Source organism: Chloroflexota bacterium, from assembly GCA_016197225.1.
Lineage (GTDB): Bacteria > Chloroflexota > Anaerolineae > Anaerolineales > VGOW01 > VGOW01.
In genome coordinates, this window is the sequence record JACPWC010000002.1 from 1 (window position 1) to 18,559 (window position 18,559).

The following is an 18,559-nucleotide window of genomic DNA, read 5'->3' on the forward strand; positions in this document are numbered from 1 at the left end:
ACGGACTCATAGTTGGATGAATCGCTTTCGGCGCATTTTGATTCGCTGGGACAAGTCTGCTGAGAATTACATCGCTTTTCTGCATTTCGCCTGCGCGCTCGTCGCTTTCAGGGCCGCTGGGTTATTAGGATAGGCACTTACCCGCCGGAGATCAATTCCTATGGCGCTTTCAACCTCATTCGCATCGTGGCTGACGGCGCGCACTTCACCTTTTACGCCAACGGCGCTTACCTGGGCGAAGCCGATGACGAAACTTACGCCACCGGCGACATCGGCCTGGCCGCCGGCAACTACGACGAAACCGGCGCAACAGCGCAGTTTGATGATCTGGTCGTTTATCCGGTGAAGTAGCTGGCGCGCTCAGTCTGAGGCCGAGTGAGAAACAAGAAACAGTGCTCGTTGTTCATTGTCTCATTGTTCATTGCTCAGTGTTTTCTGGCGGCTTGCACTGGCTCTTCTCAAACCTCTCAACCCGCTCTCCCAACCTTCACCCCGCGCGGCCTGGCGACGGCCTCGGCCACCATCGAAGGCGCGCCCTTCATTCCCACCTTCACCCCGGTTCCGCTGGGTCAGATGCCCGGCGCGGTCACAACCTACCGCTTTGAAGTAACGCTCGACTACGTGGGCCACCGCGCTCAGGTCATCGAGTCGGTGGAAGCCACCAACGACACCCCGGACACCTGGAACGAGATCGTCTTTCAACTGCCCGAAGCCCTGCGCTCCGAGGCCTTCATCCTCAACAGCCTCACCACCGATGACGGCCAAACCGTAGCCAATGCCATCTATCAACTCACCGTCAACTTGCTTAAAGTGGTCCTGCCCGGCGGCGCGCCGCCCGGCGCAGTGGCGTTCGTCACCATCAATTATGGCCTGGCCGCGCCAGCCATCTCGCTCAACACCCGCCCGCCGCTGGGCAACATCGGTTACACGAGCGACGTGATTCAGTTCATCAACTGGTATCCGGTTCTGGTTCCGTACCGGGCCGGGGCCGGGTGGCGGGCGGTGGGCAGTGGCGTGGCCGACCCGGTCTTCACCGATGTGGCCGCTTACGAGTTGTCGGTGGCGACGGCTGAAAACGTGACGGTGGTGAGCGGCGGGCCACAGCCGCACAAGCCCGGCTTCTGGAAGTTTTCGCTCAAGAGCGCGCGCACGATTGCCTTTGCCGCCAGCGCCCGTTACCAATCACTCTCGCAAACCGAGGGCGGGGTGGCGGTCACTTCTTATTTTTTGCCCGAGCATCAACAGGCCGGCCAGGATGTGCTGACCGCCGCCGCGCAATCGCTGGGTTTATTCAGCGATCGTTTTGGCGCGTATCCTTATTCGACGCTGGTGATTGCCGAGAACGCCTACTTTGGCTCCGCCGCCGCCAGCGGACTGATTCTGCACGCCGGGCAGGGTTATGCCGATTACAACGGTCAACCCGACTCGTTGTTGATTGCCCTGGTTCCGCAAACAACCGCCCGGTTGTGGTGGGGGCAGGTCGTGCAGGGCGATTCGTTTGCCCAACCCTGGCTCAACGAAGCCCTGCCCATGTACGCCGAGCTTCTTTTTATCGAAACGTTTTATCCCGACTTGACAGACTGGTATTGGAGTTCGCGGGTGAACTACTGGCAACCCGAAGGTTTGCTCGACCGCTCGGCCGCCGACTTCACCGACACCGAAGATTATTTGCGTAACCTTCTGCGGCGCGGAGCCTTGTTCCTGCGCGACCTGCGAGCCGCCATCGGCGATGACGCTTTCTTCTCGTTCCTGCAAGACTACTATCGCAACAGCGCCTACCGCACCGTGACCACCGCCGACTTTTTCAATGCTATGCGCCGCCACACGCCCAACGATCTGAATCCGTTGCTGGCTCAATACTTCACTTCCTCGCAACAAATGCCCACGCTCGCGCCCACGTTCACCCCAGCCCCCAGCGACACGCCGCCCGGCCCCACGCCCGTCGTTCACACGGTTGAGGTGGGCGAGAATTTGACCCTCATCGCTCAGCGTTACGGCGTCACGGTCGAGGCCATCGTCCGGGCCAACAACCTTCGCAACGCCGACTCCATTTTCGTCGGCCAGCAGTTGATCATCCCGGCCCCTTAAGAACCAGCCGCCAGACCGGGTAGTAATCTTCGGTCAGTTCAAACCCCACTGCTTTGTACAATGCCAGCGAGGCAACATTATTCTTTTGCGTGTTGACGGTGATTTGGGACAGGCCGCGCTTCTCAAAATGACGGATGAGGTCGGACACGAGCGCCCGCCCGAGGCCCCGGCCCTGACTCTCCGGTTGAACCGCCAGCCGGGCCAGGTGGCCGCCGTGCCGGCCCCCGGTGCTGATCTGGTAACCGATCATCTTTCCACCGGCCTCGGCTACGGTGGCATAATCGGCGTGAGCCAACGCCTGCTCCAGCACGCGAGGCGAGTATTGCCAGGGCGGGTCAAAGGCGGCGGCGTCCACTTTGGCAATGACAGGCAGATCGTTAGCCAGGGCAGGGCGCAGGTGAACGCCGGGCGAGAGGGCCAGAGGCGGTTGCCACGAGGCCGGGAGCCGGATCATGCTCCGCTTGCGGGCAAGCACCACCACGTCCACCAAATGATCGAATCCCCAGCGGGCCAGGTGGGGCGTGAGCCAGTCGTTCACCATCATGCAGGCCACTTGAGCGACTTTCATTTCAATCAAGGTGTTGCGGGTTGTTTGCCACAGGGAATCGAGCGCCGCCGCTTCATCCGTTTTTTCGGCGACGATGGCCAGCCGCAACCAGGCCACCTCAGGCGGGTCGGGCGCGGCCGACATGGCCCCGGCCAGCTTGTCGCCGCTCATCGCAAAATAGAAAGGCCGCGCGCCGAGCCAGGCTTCGGGCGGTTGCCAGTCGAGGTGGGTGTGATAGAAGGGGGTTGAGCGGAGCAGGCGGCTGAGGCTGGACTGATCGTCCGGCAGGGCGGGGCGGGTAAACATGGATAGGTGTCTATATCCCCAACACATTCCTCGCAATCACCAGCCGCTGTATCTCGCTCGTCCCTTCGCCAATCGTCATCAGCCGCTGGTCGCGGTAAATGCGCTCGACCGGGAACTCGGCTGAGTAGCCGTAGCCGCCGTGAACTTGAATGGCGTTGAAGCAGACGCGCTCACAGACTTCGGTGGCGAACAACTTGGCCATGGAAGCGGCGACTGTGTAAGATTGGCCGGTTTCCTTTAGCCAGGCGGCGCGGTAGACCATCAGCCGGGCGGCTTCGATCTCGGTGGCGGCGTCGGCGATCATCCACTGGATGGCTTGATGTTGGGCGATGGGCACGCCGAACGTCTGCCGTTCTTTGGCGTATTTGACTGCGGCCTCGAACGCCGCTTGCGCCAACCCAACCGCCAGCGCCCCGATTCCGATACGACCGCCATCCAGCACCTTGAGCGTTTGGGCCAGCCCTTTGCCTTCCACGCCGAGCAGGTTTTCGCGTGGCACGCGCACTTCGTCGTAAGTGACGGCATGGGTGGGCGAGCCTTTGAGGCCCATCTTCTTTTCAGCCGCGCCGATGTGCAGGCCGGGCGTGTCGGTGGGGACGATGATCAGGCTCAACTTGTCAGGGGCGGTTCGACAGAGAGTGATGATGATGCTGGCGATGGAAGCGTTAGTCGTCCACATCTTCGCCCCGTCAATGATCCACGAGTCGCCTTCGGGCGTGGCTTTGGTCTTCACCCCGCCTGCCAGGTCACTGCCTGCGCCCGGCTCGGTCAGGGCCAGTGAGCCAAGCAGGGGCCGACCCTGTGTGTCGGCCCGGCCCGTTGCCAACGGCCTCAGCCATTTTTCTTTTTGCTCGTGCGTGCCAAAGAGGGCCAGCGGCCCGCAGGCCAGTCCGTTGTGAGCCGCAATCGCCAGCCCGGTCGAACCGCAGCCGCGCCCAAGTTCTTCAATGGCAATCGCCGCGCTCACCGCGTCCACGCCCGCGCCGCCATATTCTTCAGGCGCGTTCAGGCCGAGCAAACCCAGCGGCCCCATCTTGCCGGCGGCTTCCCGGTTGAACCGGGCTTGCTCGTCCACCTCGCGCGCCCGCGACGCTAATTCTTTATCCGCAAACTCGCGAACGATATTGCGCCATTGCCCTTGTTCTTCAGAAAGTTGAAAATCCATCTTGATTCCTTTGACAACGGATTTAACGAATTTAGCGGATGAGTCTTACAACGTCTCCACCAACAACCGCCCCCAATTCCCCCACAGCGGCTCGAAGTCTTCGTCCAGCCATTCTCCGGCTTCTTTGTGAGAGGGATCGACAAAACTGTAGCCGCGTTCAGGCTCGTAGCGGGATAGCGGTTTGACGTGTGCCCACAGCGCCTTGCTTTTCCTGGGCTTGATGATTTCGCCGATGATGGGCATGGCCACCCGGTTCTCGCTCAACGCCCGTTGCAGGTCAGCCGTCGTTGCCCCAAACCGCCAGCGAGCCTTCACGCCATAGCGCCCCAGTTCGTCCACCATGCCCCACGGAAAGGTGGCGTTGTCCGGCAGGCGGCGGATGACGGGCCAGGGCAGAGGGCCGAGCCAGCGCAGGCGCGGGCGATTCATCTCGCGGGCCACGTCCTTGCCGTCCAGAAGCTTTTGATCACGCAAGGCGTTAACTACGATGGCAATCGTGAACGGCGCGCAGTTGTTGCTGTCGTCCTGATATTGATGATATTTGGCGAGCGGGATGGTCAGGGCGGGCATATCGTTTGTCAAACGCCAAACATAAAACGGCTCTACCAGATTGAGTGTGAAAACCCTTAACGCAAAGCCGCTAAGAAATAAACAGGTTTTTCTTTGCGCCCTGGCAACTTTGCGGCTTTGCGTTAAAAAACCCCGTTAAACCCGGAAGAGCCACAATGACCCAAACCGGCTTACACCCGTGGGTTGCCAACGGTGTGCAACAGCACGATGTTGGCCGGCCCCATGTGGCCGATGGGCAAACCGGCGATGAGCACCACTTGTTGACCCGCCGACAGACCGGTTTCGTGAATGAGGGCCTGCTCCACATCCAGAATCATCTCCTCGACCGACGTGGCGGTGGGCACCAGATACGGCTGGACACCCCACAGCATAGCCAGCCGCGGATACGTCTCCGGCTCAGGCGTGAAGGCCAGCACCGGCACGGTGGGCCGTTCTTTGGACAGGATGGAGGCGCTTCGCCCGGTGCGAGTGAAGACGGCGATGGCTTTCACGTCGCGGTCGCGGGCCAGTTCGCGCGCGGCGCGGGCAATTGCCACCGCGTCCACCGAAGTGCTGGTGTGCATCTCCTGAAAGTGCCCCCAGCGTTTCTCCTGCGACTCGGCTTCGTTGGCAATGGTGTCCATCATCTTTACCGACTCCACCGGATACTGGCCGGAAGCCGTCTCCGCCGACAACATCACGGCGTCGGTGCCGTCGAAGATGGCGTTCGCCACGTCCGAGGCTTCGGCGCGGGTGGGGCGCGGGCTGTTGATCATCGACTCCAGCATTTGCGTGGCCGTGATCACAATCTTGCCCTGCATGTTGGCCGCCTCGATAATACGCTTTTGCGCCGACGGCACTTGTTGCGGGCTGAGTTCCACGCCCATGTCGCCCCGCGCCACCATCACCCCGTCGGCGGCGTCGAGAATGGCCGACAGGTTTTCGAGCGCGGCAGGCTTCTCCAGCTTGGCAATGATGGGCGTGTTGTCTTTGGCCGGGTTGATCTTGTGGATGGCCCGGCGCACGTCCATCACGTCCTGCGCCCGCTGGATGAACGAGATGGCAATGTAGTCCACGCCCTGCGACAGGCCGAACGTCAGGTCGCCGCGATCCTTTTCGGTGAGCGGCGGCACGTTGACGAGAATGCCCGGCAGGTTGATGCCCTTGCGTTGCTTGAGCACGCCGCCGTGCGTGATCTCCGTCACCACGTCCGTATCCGACGTGTCTTTGACCCTCAACTCAATATTGCCGTCGTCGAGCAGAATAACATCGTCCGGGTTCAAGTCCCAGGGCAGGCCGCGATAGGTGGTGCTGACGATTTCCTCATTGCCCTCCACGTCGCGAGTGGTGACGGTAAACTCCGCCCCGTCCTTGAGCACAACCGAGTCGTTGCCATTGGCGAACGTGCCAATGCGAATCTTGGGGCCTTGCAAGTCTTGCAGAATGGCGACCGGCTTCTTGAGCTTGGCCGAAGCCTCACGGATATTGGCGACGAGTTGGGCGTGATAGTCGTGCGTGCCGTGCGAGAAGTTAAGCCGGGCCACATTCATCCCGGCATGAATTAGAGCCTCGATCTTGTCCGGCGTGTCGGACGACGGTCCGAGGGTAGCGATAATTTTGGTTTTGCGCATGTTTAACAGAAATCTTTCCAAGTTTGTCGCAATTATACACTTGTGCAGTAACGTAAAATTGCCACCATTCTGAAACATGGCAATTCGCCCGTCGCTTGACACGCTTTCAATTACTATGCTATTCTCGTCGCGCTCCAGGAGGGGCAGAGCGTGAGCGATCATCGTTATTGGATCGGCTTCAACCGCGTCAAAGGCATCGGCCCGGCCAAAGTTCGCGCCTTGCTCGATCACTTTGGCAATCTGGCGTCAGCCTGGCAGGCCAATCGCTTTGACTTGCAAGAGGCCGGCCTCGATAAACGCTCCATCGACTCGCTGGAAGCCGCCCGCAAGGGCATGGACCTTGACACGCTACTGGCCGATGTTGAAAAGGCCGGTTTCAAGTTATTGTGTTGGGACGACGACAATTACCCTCGCCGCCTGCGCGAAGTGCCGAACCCGCCGCCGCTCATCTACGTACATGGCGCGTTTGCCGATCGGGACGATTGGGCCGTCTCTGTGGTGGGAACCCGTCGGGCGACGGCTTACGGCAAAGAAGTGGCGCGTGAACTCGCCGGGGCGCTGGCCGCCGCCGGCGTCACCGTGGTGAGCGGCCTGGCGCGTGGCGTGGACGCCGCCGCTCACGTGGCGGCGTTGGAGGCCGGGGGTCGGACAATTGCCGTGCTGGGTTCCGGGCTGGATAAAATCTATCCCTACGAACACACAACTCTGGCCCGGCAAATCGCAGACAGCGGCGCAGTGATCAGCGACTACCCTCTGGGCACGCCGCCGGAGAGCAACAACTTTCCGCCGCGCAACCGCATCATCAGCGGCCTGGCGCTTGGCGTCATCATCGTCGAAGCGGGCGACGAGTCGGGCGCGCTGATTACGGCTGACTTTGCCGCCGAGCAGGGCCGGGAGGTGTTTGCCGTGCCGGGCAACATCTTCAACCGCACCAGCCGCGGCCCCAACCGGCTGATCCAGGCGGGCGCAAAAATTGTGTTGAGCGCCGAAAACGTGCTGGAAGAACTGAACTTGAAAATGGTTGCTCATCAGGCCGAGGCGCGGGCGCAACTGCCTCTGCTGGAGGGCGCCAATGATAATGAACGCAACCTGCTGTCGCATCTTTCCGCCGAGCCGCTTCACGCCGACGAGTTGAGCGCCCTGGCCAGCCTGCCCATCGCCGCCGTGTCGTCGGCGCTGGCGATGATGGAACTCAAAGGCCTGGTGCGGCAGGTGGGCGGCATGAGGTACGTGGTGGCGCGAGAAGCGCGAGCGCCTTACAAAGTGGAGTGAACACCGAATTCACAATTCGCAATTCACATTGCCCAAATTGTGAATTGCGAATTGTAAATTGTGAATTGATATGTCTTTGCCTTTTTACGCCATCATCATGGCCGGCGGCTCCGGCACGCGGCTGTGGCCGCTCTCGCGGCAGAACCGGCCCAAGCAGGCCATCAAGTTGATCGGCGAGCGCACGATGTTTCAACTGGCGGTGGATCGGCTTTTGCCGATCATGCCGCCGGAGCACATCATCACCGTCACCACCGCCGAACTGGCCGAACAACTTTCGGCGCAAACGCCGAACCTGCCGCGCCGCAACTTCCTCGTCGAACCGGCCGGGCGGGGAACAGCGCCGGTGATCGGGTTGGGGGCGCTGTATGCTCAACACCTGGCTGGCGGCCAAAACGTGGTGGTGGCCTGCCTCACGGCGGATCATTACATCAAAGACGTGACCCGTTTTCAAAACGTCTTACTGGCCGCGGCGGGCGTGGCCGGGCAGGGCCACATTGTCACCCTGGGCATTCAGCCCTCGTTCGCCTCGACGGGCTTCGGCTACATTCAGCGGGGCGAGCCGCTGGAAATGGCGAGCGGCTTTGCCGTATACCAGGCCAAAGCGTTCAAGGAGAAGCCGGACGAGGCCATGGCCGCCGCCTTTCTGGCCGACGGCCTGCACTCGTGGAACTCGGGCATGTTCATCTGGACGACGGAGCGTGTGGCCGCCGAATTTGCCCGCCAACTGCCGGAGACTTCGGCCAGGCTGAACGAAGTGGCCCGGACGTTTGATACGCCGGCGACGGCTGAGACTCTGAACCGCGTGTGGCCGACCGTGCCCAAGCAGACGATTGATTACGGGATCATGGAAGGGGCCGCCGATGTGGCGGTGGTTCCAGTGGACATTGGCTGGAGCGATGTGGGCAGTTGGGCCTCGCTGCTTGACATTCTGGAGCCGGACGAATCGGGCAACGTGTTGATCGGCAACGAGCACCTGACGTTCGACACCACTGGCACGCTCATTCATTCGGATCGGCTGGTGGCGGCGATTGGGCTGAAGAATCTGGTCATCGTCAACACCGACGATGCCCTGCTGGTGTGCCCGCGTGAGCGTTCGCAGGAAGTGCGGCGGGCGGTGGAGAAATTGCAACAGCGCCAGGCGTATCATTATTTGTAGTATTGGAGTTAGAGTGGAAGCATATTGTTTCAAGTGCAAGGCTAAACGAGAAATTCAAAACCCGGTCGCCGGGTTCAATGCCAACGGCGGCCCGGTGACAACCGGCGTGTGCGGTGTGTGCGGCACCAAGATGTATCGCATGGGCAACACCGACGCCCACGCCGGGCTGGAGAAGCCGGTGGTCGAGCGGAGCGAGCGCAAGGCCGCGACAGCGAGCCGCAACGGCTCAAAGCCGGCTCGGGCCGCGAAACGCTCAGGCAAATTGGTCATCGTCGAATCCCCGGCCAAAGCCAAGACAGTGCAGCGCTTTTTGGGCAAGGGCTTTCAGGTCAGGGCCTCGGTCGGCCACATTCGCGATCTTCTGCGCTCGCAGTTGTCGGTGGACGTGGAGAACGATTTTGCGCCGAAGTATCGCGTGCCGAATGAAAAACGCCCGGTGGTCAAAGAGATCAAAAGTCAGGCCGCCACTGCCCAGGAAGTGTATCTCGCCACCGACCCCGACCGCGAAGGTGAAGCGATCTCCTGGCACTTGCTCGAAGCCGCCGAGATCGATCCGCAGATTGTCAAGCGAGTGGTGTTCCACGAAATCACCCAGCCGGCCATCGCCGAGGCCTTTGCCCACCCGCGCCAGATTGACATGCGGCTGGTCAACGCCCAGCAGGCGCGGCGCATCCTCGACCGGCTGGTGGGCTACTCGCTCTCGCCGCTGTTGTGGGCCAAAGTGCGCGGGCGACTTTCGGCGGGCCGGGTGCAGAGCGTGGCTGTGCGCCTGATCGTGGATCGCGAGCGCGAGATTGAAGCCTTTGTGCCGCAGGAATACTGGTCGGTTGAGGCCGAACTACTCAAGGCCGGCGAGAAGTCCAATAAGCATTCGTTCTTCGCCCGGCTGTTACGAATGAACGACAAGGAAGTGGGCCTGGATAAAGACCTGCCGCTGCCCACCGAGGAAAGCGTTCAACCCATTCTGGCCGACCTTGAAAGCGCGGTCTGGCAAGTGATCAAGGTCAAACGCGGCGAGCGACGGCGCGGGCCGTCTGCGCCGTTCACCACCAGCACTTTGCAACAGGAAGCGTCAAAGAAGCTGGGTTACACCGCCAGCCGGACGATGGCGATTGCCCAACAACTTTACGAAGGCATTGACCTGGGCGAGGAGGGGGTGGTGGGTTTGATCACCTACATGCGAACCGACAGCACCAACGTCTCGGAAACGGCGCAAGCTGAAGCTCGCGAGTATATAACCGGCAAGTACGGCGCTGAGTACCTGCCGCCGGAACCGCCGCAATATAAAACGCGGGCCAAGGGCGCGCAGGAAGCGCACGAGGCCATCCGGCCCACTTCGGTTCAGCGCGAGCCGAAAGCGATCAGCACCCTTTTGACGAAAGACCAGTTGAAGCTCTATCAACTGATCTGGCAACGCTTTGTGGCCAGCCAGATGGCGGCGGCCTTCTTCGACACCGTATCAGTGGACATCGAAGCCAAGCACGCCCAGACCTATCTCTTCCGCGCCGCCGGATCCGTCATCAAGTTTTTGGGATTCATGGCGGTGTATGAAGAAGCAAAGGACGAAGATGCCGTCGTCGTTGACCCGGCGGAGGGCGAGGGCAAACGCCTCCCGGAGCTGGCCGACGGCGACCCCCTGCTGGTGGATCACTTTCCAGAGATTGTAGACCTGGGCTTCACGGCCCGGATGGAAGAGGAGCTGGACGAGATCGCCGACGGCGAGCGCGAGTGGGTTCCGGTTCTGCGCGAGTTCTACGAGCCGTTTGCGGCCCAGGTGAAGGCCGCCGAGGCCGACATGCCACAGGTGAATACCGGCCCCGAACTGGTCGGGCGCGATTGCCCGGTGTGCGGCAAGCCGCTGGTCATTCGTTATGGCCGCTACGGCAAGTTCATCGGTTGTTCCGGGTTCCCGGAGTGCCGCCACCTGGAACCCTGGCTGGAGAAGGTGGGCGTGATCTGCCCGAAGGACGGCGGCGACTTGATCGAGCGCAAGACGCGCAAGGGCCGCGTGTTTTACGGTTGCGCCAACTACCCGAACTGCGACTGGACTTCGTGGAAGCGGCCCCTCAAGCAACCCTGCCCGCACTGCAACGGCCTGCTGGTGATTGCTAACAAGACTTCAGCCGTTTGCACCGTGTGCGAAAAATTGACGGCGCTGGACGCGCTGGTGGCTGAACCGGCAGTATAGCCTGGTAACAGCACTGGCTGTCTCTGATCAACGGATTCGATGAATGATGCGGATGTGTTAATCCGTTGAATTCGTCGAATCCGTTGTTCTTTTTTGCCTGGCACGCCAGTTGCATCTTTAGGAATTTTGTGCCATATTACGTGCCCTAACAGACCCGCGTGAGCTTAGAGGCTGTATTGAAATGGCGAATTGTCAATTCGCCCTACAGAAGCTTAGGCTTACCGTTGAATTGCTGGAGAGTGGAAAATGAGACCAATTGTTTCAACCAACACGATACTCCTTGTCGTCTTCTGCTTTATCTTCGGCCTGGCCGTTGGCCTGACAATGGCCTGGCAGGTATGGCCGGTGCAGTGGATTAATGCCAGTCCGGCATTCCTGCGGGACGACTTAAAGGCGCAGTATGCGCAAATGGTGGCCGACTCGCTTCAAGTTAATACCGACCTGGGGAAAGCTCAACTTCGGCTGAACGAGTTTGGCAGCCCCGACGCCGCCAAAGCCGCCATTCAATTGGCAACCAGCGCCGCCAGCGATGATGGTGAACGGTTGCGCCTGGCCCAGCTTCAGCCCCTTACGGCCTTTGTCCCCGTCCAACAGACTGGCGGCGGCATTTTAGGCGCCATCCTAAACGTGCTTCCTTTGTGCGGGGTGGTGGTCCTCTTCCTGGTTCTTGGCGGGGGCGGCGCGTTCTTCATGAGTTCCCGCGGCTCGCTCCCTGCTCCCAAAACCAGCCGCGCCACACCCGGCGGCTTCACCCCGGCCCCCGGTTCCACGGCGCAAATCGTCCAGCCCGAAATTGCTTACGCGCCGGGCGAAGAACCGATCTCGACCTTCAAGACTACTTACATGCTGGGCAACGATCTCTACGACGAGTCGTTCAGCGTGGACGATCAACAGGGCGACTTTTTGGGCGAGTGCGGCGTGGGCATCGGCGAAACGATCGGCGTGGGCGACCCCAAGAAGGTGACGGCCTTTGAGGTATGGCTGTTCGATAAGAACGACATTCGCACGGTGACGAAAGTGGTGATGAGTGATCACGCCTTCCGCGACGAAGCCTTGAAGAACAAGCTGGCCTCCAAGGGTGAGCCGGTGATGGCCCGGTCGGGCGAGGTGGTGAGAATGGAAACCGCCACCCTCAAAGTGGAAGCCCGCATCGTGGATTTGCAGTACGGCAGCGGCCCGCTTCCGCCCAACTCGTTCTTCCAACAGTTGACGCTTGAAATCTCCGCCTGGAAGAAGGCGGCCTAAAAACAAAAGCCCGGCGCACTGCCGGGCTTTTTGTTTAAGCATTCTCCAGACTTCCGAAACGCCAAAGAGCGGCGAGACTTCGGAAGTCTGGGTGGATAATGCCCGGTCACTCAATCTTCAAAATCTTGAACACCAGCTCGCCTCGCGGCGTGGCGGCGCGGACGGTGTCGCCCACCTGCCGCCCCAACAGCGCCCGCCCCACCGGCGACTCGTTGGAGATTTTTCCCTCGCGCGGGCTGGCTTCCCTGGCCCCCACCAGAATAAACACTTCGGGGTCTTCGCCCTCTTCCTGCACCGTCACCCGGTTGCCCACCTGCACCGTGTCGGTGGCGACCTGCTCCTGAATGATGATGGCCCGGCGCAGAGTCTCCTCAAGCTCAAGAATCTTGCCCTCAAGGAAGGCCTGATCCTCTTTGGCCGCGTGATAGTCGGCGTTTTCCGACAGGTCGCCCATTTGAATGGCGTCGCGCAGGCGCTTGGCCAGGGCTGTGCGTTCAACAGATTTCAGGCGCTCCAGTTCGGCCTTCACTTTGGCCGCGCCTTCGGGGGTTAAGTACGTTTCAGTCATGGCGCAAATTATAAAGGATGAAGGATGAATTATGAAGGATGAACGCCGCGAGTTCATCCTTCGGCTTTCATCCTTCAGCTTACGGCCTCTCGTGCGGGTCGAACAACTTGGCGTGCTCGTCGAGCGCGTAGCGATCCGTCATTCCGGCAATGTAGTCGCACACGGCGCGGTGCAGGCCCACTTCCTCCACGCGCTTGCGGGCGCCCGGCGGCAGTTGGGCCGGCTCGGCGGCGTAGGCGTTGAAAAGCTCCGAGATAAACTTTTCGGCTTTGGTTGCCATGCGCACCACCCGATAGTGCCGGTACATGTTGTTGTACAGCAACGACTTCAATTCGCGGTTTTTGACTTTGAAATCGTCCGACCCGCCGACGACATTGTGATCCAGCTTTTGCAGGTCGAGCGCCGATCCCGCCCCGCTGGCCTCGATCCGGGCCGAGGCCGCCTCCACCAGGTTGGATACTTCGAGGCCGATCAACCGGCGAATCAAACGGTGGCGGTTGAGATCGTCGAGCAGGCCGCCGCCCCAGCCCACGCTGGCTTTGGTCTGTTCCCACAGCGCACTGCCGTCCACAGTCGCCGTCGTGATCAGGCCGGAGCGCAAGCCGTCGTCGAGATCGTGAGCGGTGTAGGCCAGCTCGTCGGCGGCATTGGCGATCTGGGCTTCGAGGTGGCCGCGCAAGTCAGGGTTGTAGTCGGAAGCGTCGGCAATGTCGTACTCGGTCTCGTGCTTGACGATGCCCTCGCGCGTCTCCCAGGTCAGGTTGAGGCCGGGGAAGTCGGGGTAACGGCGTTCAAGTCTGGTGACGATGCGCAGGCTTTGCTTGTTGTGATCGAAACCGTTGTGATCAGCCATCAGCTTGTTGAGGGCCACTTCGCCCGAATGACCAAACGGCGGGTGGCCGAGGTCGTGGGCCAGGCAGATCGCTTCCACCAAGTCTTCGTTTGCGCCAAGCGCGCGGGCAATGCTTCGCCCGATCTGCGCCACTTCCAAAGTGTGGGTGAGGCGGGTGCGGTAGTAGTCGCCTTCGTAATTGACGAAGACCTGGGTCTTGTATTCAAGCCGCCGGAAGGCGGTGGTGTGCAAAATGCGGTCGCGGTCGCGCTGGAAGGCGGTGCGGTCGCGCGGCTCGTCTTCGGGGTAAGCGCGGCCCTGTGAGTGGCGGCTCTTGAGGCCGTAAGGCGCAAGCGTGACCATCTCGTTTTCTTCAAGCTTCTGACGCGTGAACAGCATGGGCAAAGTATACACGACTCTGTGCGGCGATCTGTTAGAATCAGCCCCATGCCCCAGGACTTTCCCAAAGTCGCGCTGTTCAAAGAACGGCTGACGAAAAACGATTTGCTCGAAACTCTCTGACTGGAGACAACATGACCACTCAACTCATTGATGTCAGCCACACCGTCGAGCATGGCCTGATCACTTACAAGGGTCTGCCCGCGCCCATCATTTGCGACTACCTCAGCCGCGAACAGTCGCGGAGCCACTACGCCGAAGGCACGGAGTTTTACATTGGCAAGATCGAAATGGTGGCCAATACCGGCACTTACGTGGACAGCCCTTTTCACCGTTACGCTCACGGCAAAGACCTCTCCGAACTCAACCTGGCCTCGCTCGTCAATTTAGACACGGTGGTGATTCGGGCATCTGGACGCGCCATCCCCCAGGCCGCTTTCAAGGGTTTGGATGTTCGCGGCAAAGCGGTGCTGGTTCACACCGGCTGGGACGCACACTGGCGGACGGATCAATACTTCGACGGTCACCCCTTCCTCACCGCCGATGCCGCCAACTTCCTGGCCGACTCGGGCGCGGCCCTGGTCGGCATTGATTCGCTCAACATTGACGACACCACCGATGGCCGCCGCCCCGTCCACAGCACCTTGCTCGGGGCCGACATTCCCATCGTCGAGCATCTCTGTGGCCTTGGCCAGCTTCCCGATTCCGGTTGCCGTTTTTTCGCCGCGCCGGTCAAGGTCAAAGCCTTCGGCACGTTTCCGGTGCGCGCCTTCGCCATAGTTGACTGATGCTCATTGCCTTTGATAGCGTCTCTGCCACGTTTGGCCTGAGGCTGTGGAGCGACGCGGTCGGGGAGGCCGCCGACAGCGCCGCGCACTTTCCCGCCGCCGCTGGTTTTCATCTCAACGTCAATCTTGATCAGCCTGACCTGCAATTTGCCGCCCGCTTGCGGCGCGCGGGCGGGGTGGTGAGCCTCGCGCCCCTCAAACCTGCCGCGCAACCGCCTTCGCCAGAAGCGTTGTGGAAGCTGATCGGCGCGGCGGATATTTTCTCGCCGGACGTGGCCGAAGCCGCTTCGCTGGTCGGCCCCGGCTCGCCGCGCGGCCTGGTGCGACGATTGATCGAAGCCGGAGAATCTCGGGCGCGGCTAATTGTTTTGCGAATGGGCGAAAGCGGCTCTTTGATTGCCGAAGGCCAGACCGGGCAAGCCGTCGTCATCCCGGCATTCGGGATGGCCGTGAACGATTCATCTGGCGCGGGCGGCGCTTACTGTGGCGGCTTCCTCGCCGGTTGGCTTGAGTCGCACAGCCTGGTCACGGCTGGCCTTTATGGCGCCGTGGCCGCCTCATTTGCCGTCGGGCGAGCCGACCTGCCCGTCGTCACCGGCGATCTTCGCGCCGAGGCGAGCCAGCGGCTGGCGGCATTGGAGCCGCTGGTAGAAACAAGTTCGATTTAGACGATGGACGACAGACGAACGACGATGGTTGTCCGTCGTCTGCTATCTGTTGTCATTCATTTAATGGACATTCAACCCATTACTCTCATTGGCCGTCACGTCCGGCTGGAGCCGCTTTCAGTGAATCATGCGCCAGCGTTGTGGGGAGTGGGGAACGATCCTGACATCTGGCGCTACCTGCCTTATGGCGCGATTGACTCGCCGGTGAAGATGCAGGGCTGGGTGGAAGAGATGCTGAGGCGGCAGAGTCAAGGCACGGATCTCGTGTTTGCCATCGTTCACCGGGCTTCGGGCCAAACCGTCGGCGCAACGCGCTACCTGATGATTGAGCCTCACAACCGTTCGCTTGAGATCGGCGGTTCGTGGCTGGGCAAGGCTTTTCGGCGCACCGTCGCCAACACCGAGAGCAAATATTTGCTGTTGCAACATGCCTTCGAGACTCTGGACTGTGTGCGCGTCCAGTTCCGCACCGACTTGCGCAACGGACGCTCGCAGAAAGCCATCGAACGGCTGGGCGCGGTGCGCGAAGCCGTCTTCCGCAAGTACACCCTCATGCCCGACGGCCACCAACGCACGTCGGTCTTCTATAGCATCCTTGACGACGAGTGGCCGCAAGTGAAGGCGCGGCTGGAGCGATTGATTGAAGAAAGGCGACAGACCGCTTTGCGAGACGATGGACGATAGACGAAGGACGACTGTTTGTCGTCTGCCGCCCGTCGTCTATCGTCTCGAATTGCACAGGGAGAAACCAACTTATGGATCGTAACTTCGGCTGGGAACTGGTCACCGAGCACGTCAAGGATGTTGGCCTACGGCGGCACATGCTGGCCGTGGAAGCCGCCATGCGCTGGTATGCCCGCCGCCTGAACCAGAACGAAGAACGGTGGGGCTTTGTCGGCCTCATCCACGACTTCGACTGGGAAATACATCCCGATCTAAATCAGCATCCCATCAAAGGCGCTGACATCTTGCGCGCTCGCGGCGTGGACGAGGGCATCATCCGCACTATTCTCTCGCACTACACCGAAGGCACGGGCGTGGAGCGCGAACAGCCGATTGACTTTGCCCTGCTGGCCTGCGACGAGATCACCGGCCTGATCATCGCCACCGCCCTCGTCCGCCCCAACAAAAACATCGCCGACGTGGAACTAAGCTCGGTCAAGAAGAAATGGAAGACCGCAAACTTCGCCGCTGGGGTAGACCGCCTCCACGTGGAAGCCGTCACCACCGACTTCAGCCGGGCCTGCTTCGACGGCCAACTCGACCTGTGGACTCACGTGGGCAACGTGCTGGTTGCCATGCAGGGCGCGGCGGGAGAGTTGGACCTGGATGGGCGGTTGGCGAAGGAATAAAAATTCCAAATCTCAAACCCCAAAATCCCAATCTCTAATCTCCAATCTCTAATCTCTAATCTCCAATCTCTAATCTCCAATGACTAAATTATCATCCGTAAAATCCGTTCAATCCGTTTTCAAAACCCGGCGCTTCTGGCTGACTCTGGCCGGGGCCGCGCTGGCCGCCGGAACGATCTACTACTTCGTCAACCGCGAAGAGATCAACTACAACCTGCGCCTGCTCAACGCCAAGCGCATCGGCGACAAGTTCTACGCCGAGTATCAATACATCGCCAAAGATGTTGCCTACGGTTCTCAGCCCCGGCAAAAGCTGGACGTTTACCAGCCCGACCCGGCCTCGCCGGATCGGACCGATCTGGGCTATCCGGTTCTGGTTTACGTGTATGGCGGCAGTTGGAACAGCGGCAACAAAGAGCTTTACGCGCCCGTCGCCCAACGGCTTCTGCCAGAGGGCGTCATCGTCGTCGTGCCCGACTACCGCATTTACCCGGAGGGCAAATACCGCGAACAGACCGACGACGTGGCGGCGGCGCTCTCGTGGGTGCTGGAGAACATTCGCGACTATGGCGGCGACCCGGCGCGAGTGGCGCTGGGCGGGCAGTCGGCGGGGGCGCACCTGACGGCGCTGGCCCTGCTGGACGAGCAGTGGCTGGCAAAATACGGCCACTCGTCAGCCGAAGTGTGCGGTTACTACGGCATCAGCGGCGTCTATGACATCAACGCCCAAATGGACTTTGAGCGCTCAAAAGGCGGAACTGCGCCGATCATGACGGCGGTGATGGAAGGGCCGGCCAACTTCACGGCGGCTTCCCCGGCCACTTACGTCCGGCCTGACCTGCCGCCCGCGTTGCTGATTCACGGTGACGCCGACGAGACGGTACCGATCAGCATGTCGGAAAATTTCCAGGCCAAGCTGGAATCGGCTGGTGTGCAGAGCGAGTTTGTGGTTTATCCGGGGGCGGGGCATTCGGGCCTGCTCTTCGACGCGCTGGCCAGCAACCCGGCGTTGCTGGTGGCCGACCTCTCGAAATTTGCGCGAGAGTGCCCGCCGGCAAATTAGTTGAGAGTGTTTAAGACGTTGGCAGGGCCACGAACTTCAACTCCAGCTTGGCCTCATTCTCGGCTTTGAGGATGCCGGCGATGTTCGGCGCTTCAAAATTGAAGTCGGTCATCAGAACGGTGGCCGTGGCCGTGCCCGTCAGCTTTTCGTCTTTCAACGTCGCCTTCACGCTGAACGTTGTCGAGCGGGTGGCGCCGCGAATCGTCAGATCGCCGACAATCTCAAACGTAATCTCTGCGCCATCCGCGTACTCGTCTGGCAGGCCTTTGATCTCGGTGGGCGTGAAAGTGGCGAGCGGATACTTGGCCGACTCCAGCCAGTCCTTGCGAATGGCCTCGTCGCGCCGCTTGCTGTCCGACTTGAGGGCGCTGATGTCCACCGTGATCGGGCCGACGGTGCTTTGCTCGGGATGAGTGAAGTTGAGGTGGATGTCGCCGCTCACGGTGTTGGTGGTTCCAACCGCCAGGTTGAACTGGTTGTTCTGGTTGATGATGATTTCGCCGACGGCGTACGAAGCTTTGGTCTCGTCTGAGATGATGCTGTAAGTGCGAATGTCGTCGCCGGATGCCGACGGTTCAGCCGCCGTGGCCGGGGCGGCGGGCGACGCGGTGGCTGGCGCTTCGGTGGCCGGGCTGGAGCAAGCGGTCAACAGCAGGGCGGCAACGGTCAATGTAAAACTCAGTTTGCGAAGCATCAAGATTGATTCCTTTTCGGTAGAAAGTTGTGGGGCAGGATACCGCAT

19 protein-coding genes are annotated in these 18,559 nt (G+C 60.8%); 12 read left to right on the forward strand and 7 right to left on the reverse strand.

What is annotated here, in order from left to right:
* From HYZ49_00285 to HYZ49_00295, 3 genes are all read left to right on the forward strand, one after another.
* Nucleotides 1–133: IS5/IS1182 family transposase (locus HYZ49_00285; GenBank protein MBI3240720.1), on the forward strand; the 133-nt coding region annotated here is incomplete at its 5' end.
* Nucleotides 134–186: 53 nt separating this feature from the next.
* Nucleotides 187–351, forward strand: a complete 165-nt coding sequence (locus HYZ49_00290) for a hypothetical protein (GenBank protein ID MBI3240721.1) — start codon at nt 187–189, stop codon at nt 349–351.
* Between the two features lie 24 nt (nt 352–375).
* Nucleotides 376–2,088, forward strand: a complete 1,713-nt coding sequence (locus HYZ49_00295; protein ID MBI3240722.1) for a LysM peptidoglycan-binding domain-containing protein — start codon at nt 376–378, stop codon at nt 2,086–2,088.
* Here HYZ49_00295 and HYZ49_00300 read toward each other — a convergent pair.
* From HYZ49_00300 to pyk, 4 genes are all read right to left on the reverse strand, one after another.
* Nucleotides 2,072–2,941 (reverse strand): GNAT family N-acetyltransferase, encoded by an 870-nt coding sequence (locus HYZ49_00300; protein MBI3240723.1) that lies wholly within the window; start codon nt 2,939–2,941, stop codon nt 2,072–2,074. The two genes, HYZ49_00295 and HYZ49_00300, sit on opposite strands and share 17 nt — an antisense overlap.
* A 10-nt stretch (nt 2,942–2,951) precedes the next feature.
* The gene (locus HYZ49_00305) at nt 2,952–4,106 is read right to left on the reverse strand and encodes an acyl-CoA dehydrogenase family protein (protein ID MBI3240724.1); all 1,155 of its coding nucleotides are present in this window, start codon (nt 4,104–4,106) and stop codon (nt 2,952–2,954) included.
* A gap of 45 nt (nt 4,107–4,151) precedes the next feature.
* Nucleotides 4,152–4,676: a hypothetical protein gene (locus tag HYZ49_00310; protein MBI3240725.1), complete on the reverse strand. Its 525-nt coding sequence runs from the start codon at nt 4,674–4,676 to the stop codon at nt 4,152–4,154.
* A gap of 170 nt (nt 4,677–4,846) precedes the next feature.
* Nucleotides 4,847–6,286, reverse strand: coding sequence for a pyruvate kinase (gene pyk / locus HYZ49_00315; protein ID MBI3240726.1), 1,440 nt, complete (start codon nt 6,284–6,286; stop codon nt 4,847–4,849).
* Nucleotides 6,287–6,436: 150 nt separating this feature from the next.
* On the opposite strand from pyk, the gene dprA reads away from it, so the two are divergent.
* The 4 genes from dprA to HYZ49_00335 all read left to right on the forward strand — a co-directional run bounded on the left by dprA (nt 6,437) and on the right by HYZ49_00335 (nt 12,147).
* A complete protein-coding gene (gene dprA / locus HYZ49_00320) occupies nt 6,437–7,558 on the forward strand; it encodes a DNA-protecting protein DprA (protein ID MBI3240727.1) in 1,122 nt (373 codons plus the stop codon).
* A gap of 70 nt (nt 7,559–7,628) precedes the next feature.
* Complete coding sequence (locus HYZ49_00325) at nt 7,629–8,714, forward strand: mannose-1-phosphate guanylyltransferase (protein MBI3240728.1); 1,086 nt, start codon at nt 7,629–7,631, stop codon at nt 8,712–8,714.
* Nucleotides 8,623–10,902 (forward strand): type I DNA topoisomerase, encoded by a 2,280-nt coding sequence (gene topA, locus HYZ49_00330; protein MBI3240729.1) that lies wholly within the window; start codon nt 8,623–8,625, stop codon nt 10,900–10,902. Before HYZ49_00325 ends, topA begins: the two co-directional genes overlap by 92 nt.
* 246 nt (nt 10,903–11,148) lie before the next feature.
* Complete coding sequence (locus tag HYZ49_00335; protein ID MBI3240730.1) at nt 11,149–12,147, forward strand: hypothetical protein; 999 nt, start codon at nt 11,149–11,151, stop codon at nt 12,145–12,147.
* A gap of 106 nt (nt 12,148–12,253) precedes the next feature.
* On the opposite strand, the gene greA is transcribed toward HYZ49_00335, so the two are convergent.
* The gene (gene greA, locus HYZ49_00340) at nt 12,254–12,715 is read right to left on the reverse strand and encodes a transcription elongation factor GreA (GenBank protein ID MBI3240731.1); all 462 of its coding nucleotides are present in this window, start codon (nt 12,713–12,715) and stop codon (nt 12,254–12,256) included.
* Between the two features lie 79 nt (nt 12,716–12,794).
* Nucleotides 12,795–13,946 carry a deoxyguanosinetriphosphate triphosphohydrolase gene (locus HYZ49_00345; protein ID MBI3240732.1) on the reverse strand — a complete coding sequence of 384 codons (1,152 nt, stop codon included), beginning with the start codon at nt 13,944–13,946 and terminating at the stop codon, nt 12,795–12,797.
* 134 nt (nt 13,947–14,080) lie between these two features.
* Here HYZ49_00345 and HYZ49_00350 point away from each other — a divergent pair, with 134 nt between their 5' ends.
* The 5 genes from HYZ49_00350 (at nt 14,081) to HYZ49_00370 (ending at nt 17,817) form a co-directional block, all read left to right on the forward strand.
* Entirely contained in the window at nt 14,081–14,734 is a 654-nt protein-coding gene (locus tag HYZ49_00350) for a cyclase family protein (protein MBI3240733.1), read from the forward strand.
* A complete protein-coding gene (locus HYZ49_00355) occupies nt 14,734–15,402 on the forward strand; it encodes a hypothetical protein (protein ID MBI3240734.1) in 669 nt (222 codons plus the stop codon). Before HYZ49_00350 ends, HYZ49_00355 begins: the two co-directional genes overlap by 1 nt.
* A gap of 63 nt (nt 15,403–15,465) precedes the next feature.
* Entirely contained in the window at nt 15,466–16,086 is a 621-nt protein-coding gene (locus HYZ49_00360; protein ID MBI3240735.1) for a GNAT family N-acetyltransferase, read from the forward strand.
* A 71-nt stretch (nt 16,087–16,157) separates the two neighbouring features.
* The gene (locus HYZ49_00365) at nt 16,158–16,754 is read left to right on the forward strand and encodes an HD domain-containing protein (GenBank protein ID MBI3240736.1); all 597 of its coding nucleotides are present in this window, start codon (nt 16,158–16,160) and stop codon (nt 16,752–16,754) included.
* Nucleotides 16,755–16,833: 79 nt separating this feature from the next.
* Complete coding sequence (locus HYZ49_00370) at nt 16,834–17,817, forward strand: alpha/beta hydrolase (GenBank protein ID MBI3240737.1); 984 nt, start codon at nt 16,834–16,836, stop codon at nt 17,815–17,817.
* Between the two features lie 10 nt (nt 17,818–17,827).
* Here HYZ49_00370 and HYZ49_00375 read toward each other — a convergent pair whose 3' ends face one another.
* Nucleotides 17,828–18,511, reverse strand: a complete 684-nt coding sequence (locus HYZ49_00375; protein MBI3240738.1) for a YceI family protein — start codon at nt 18,509–18,511, stop codon at nt 17,828–17,830.
* Between the last annotated feature and the right edge of the window lie 48 nt (nt 18,512–18,559).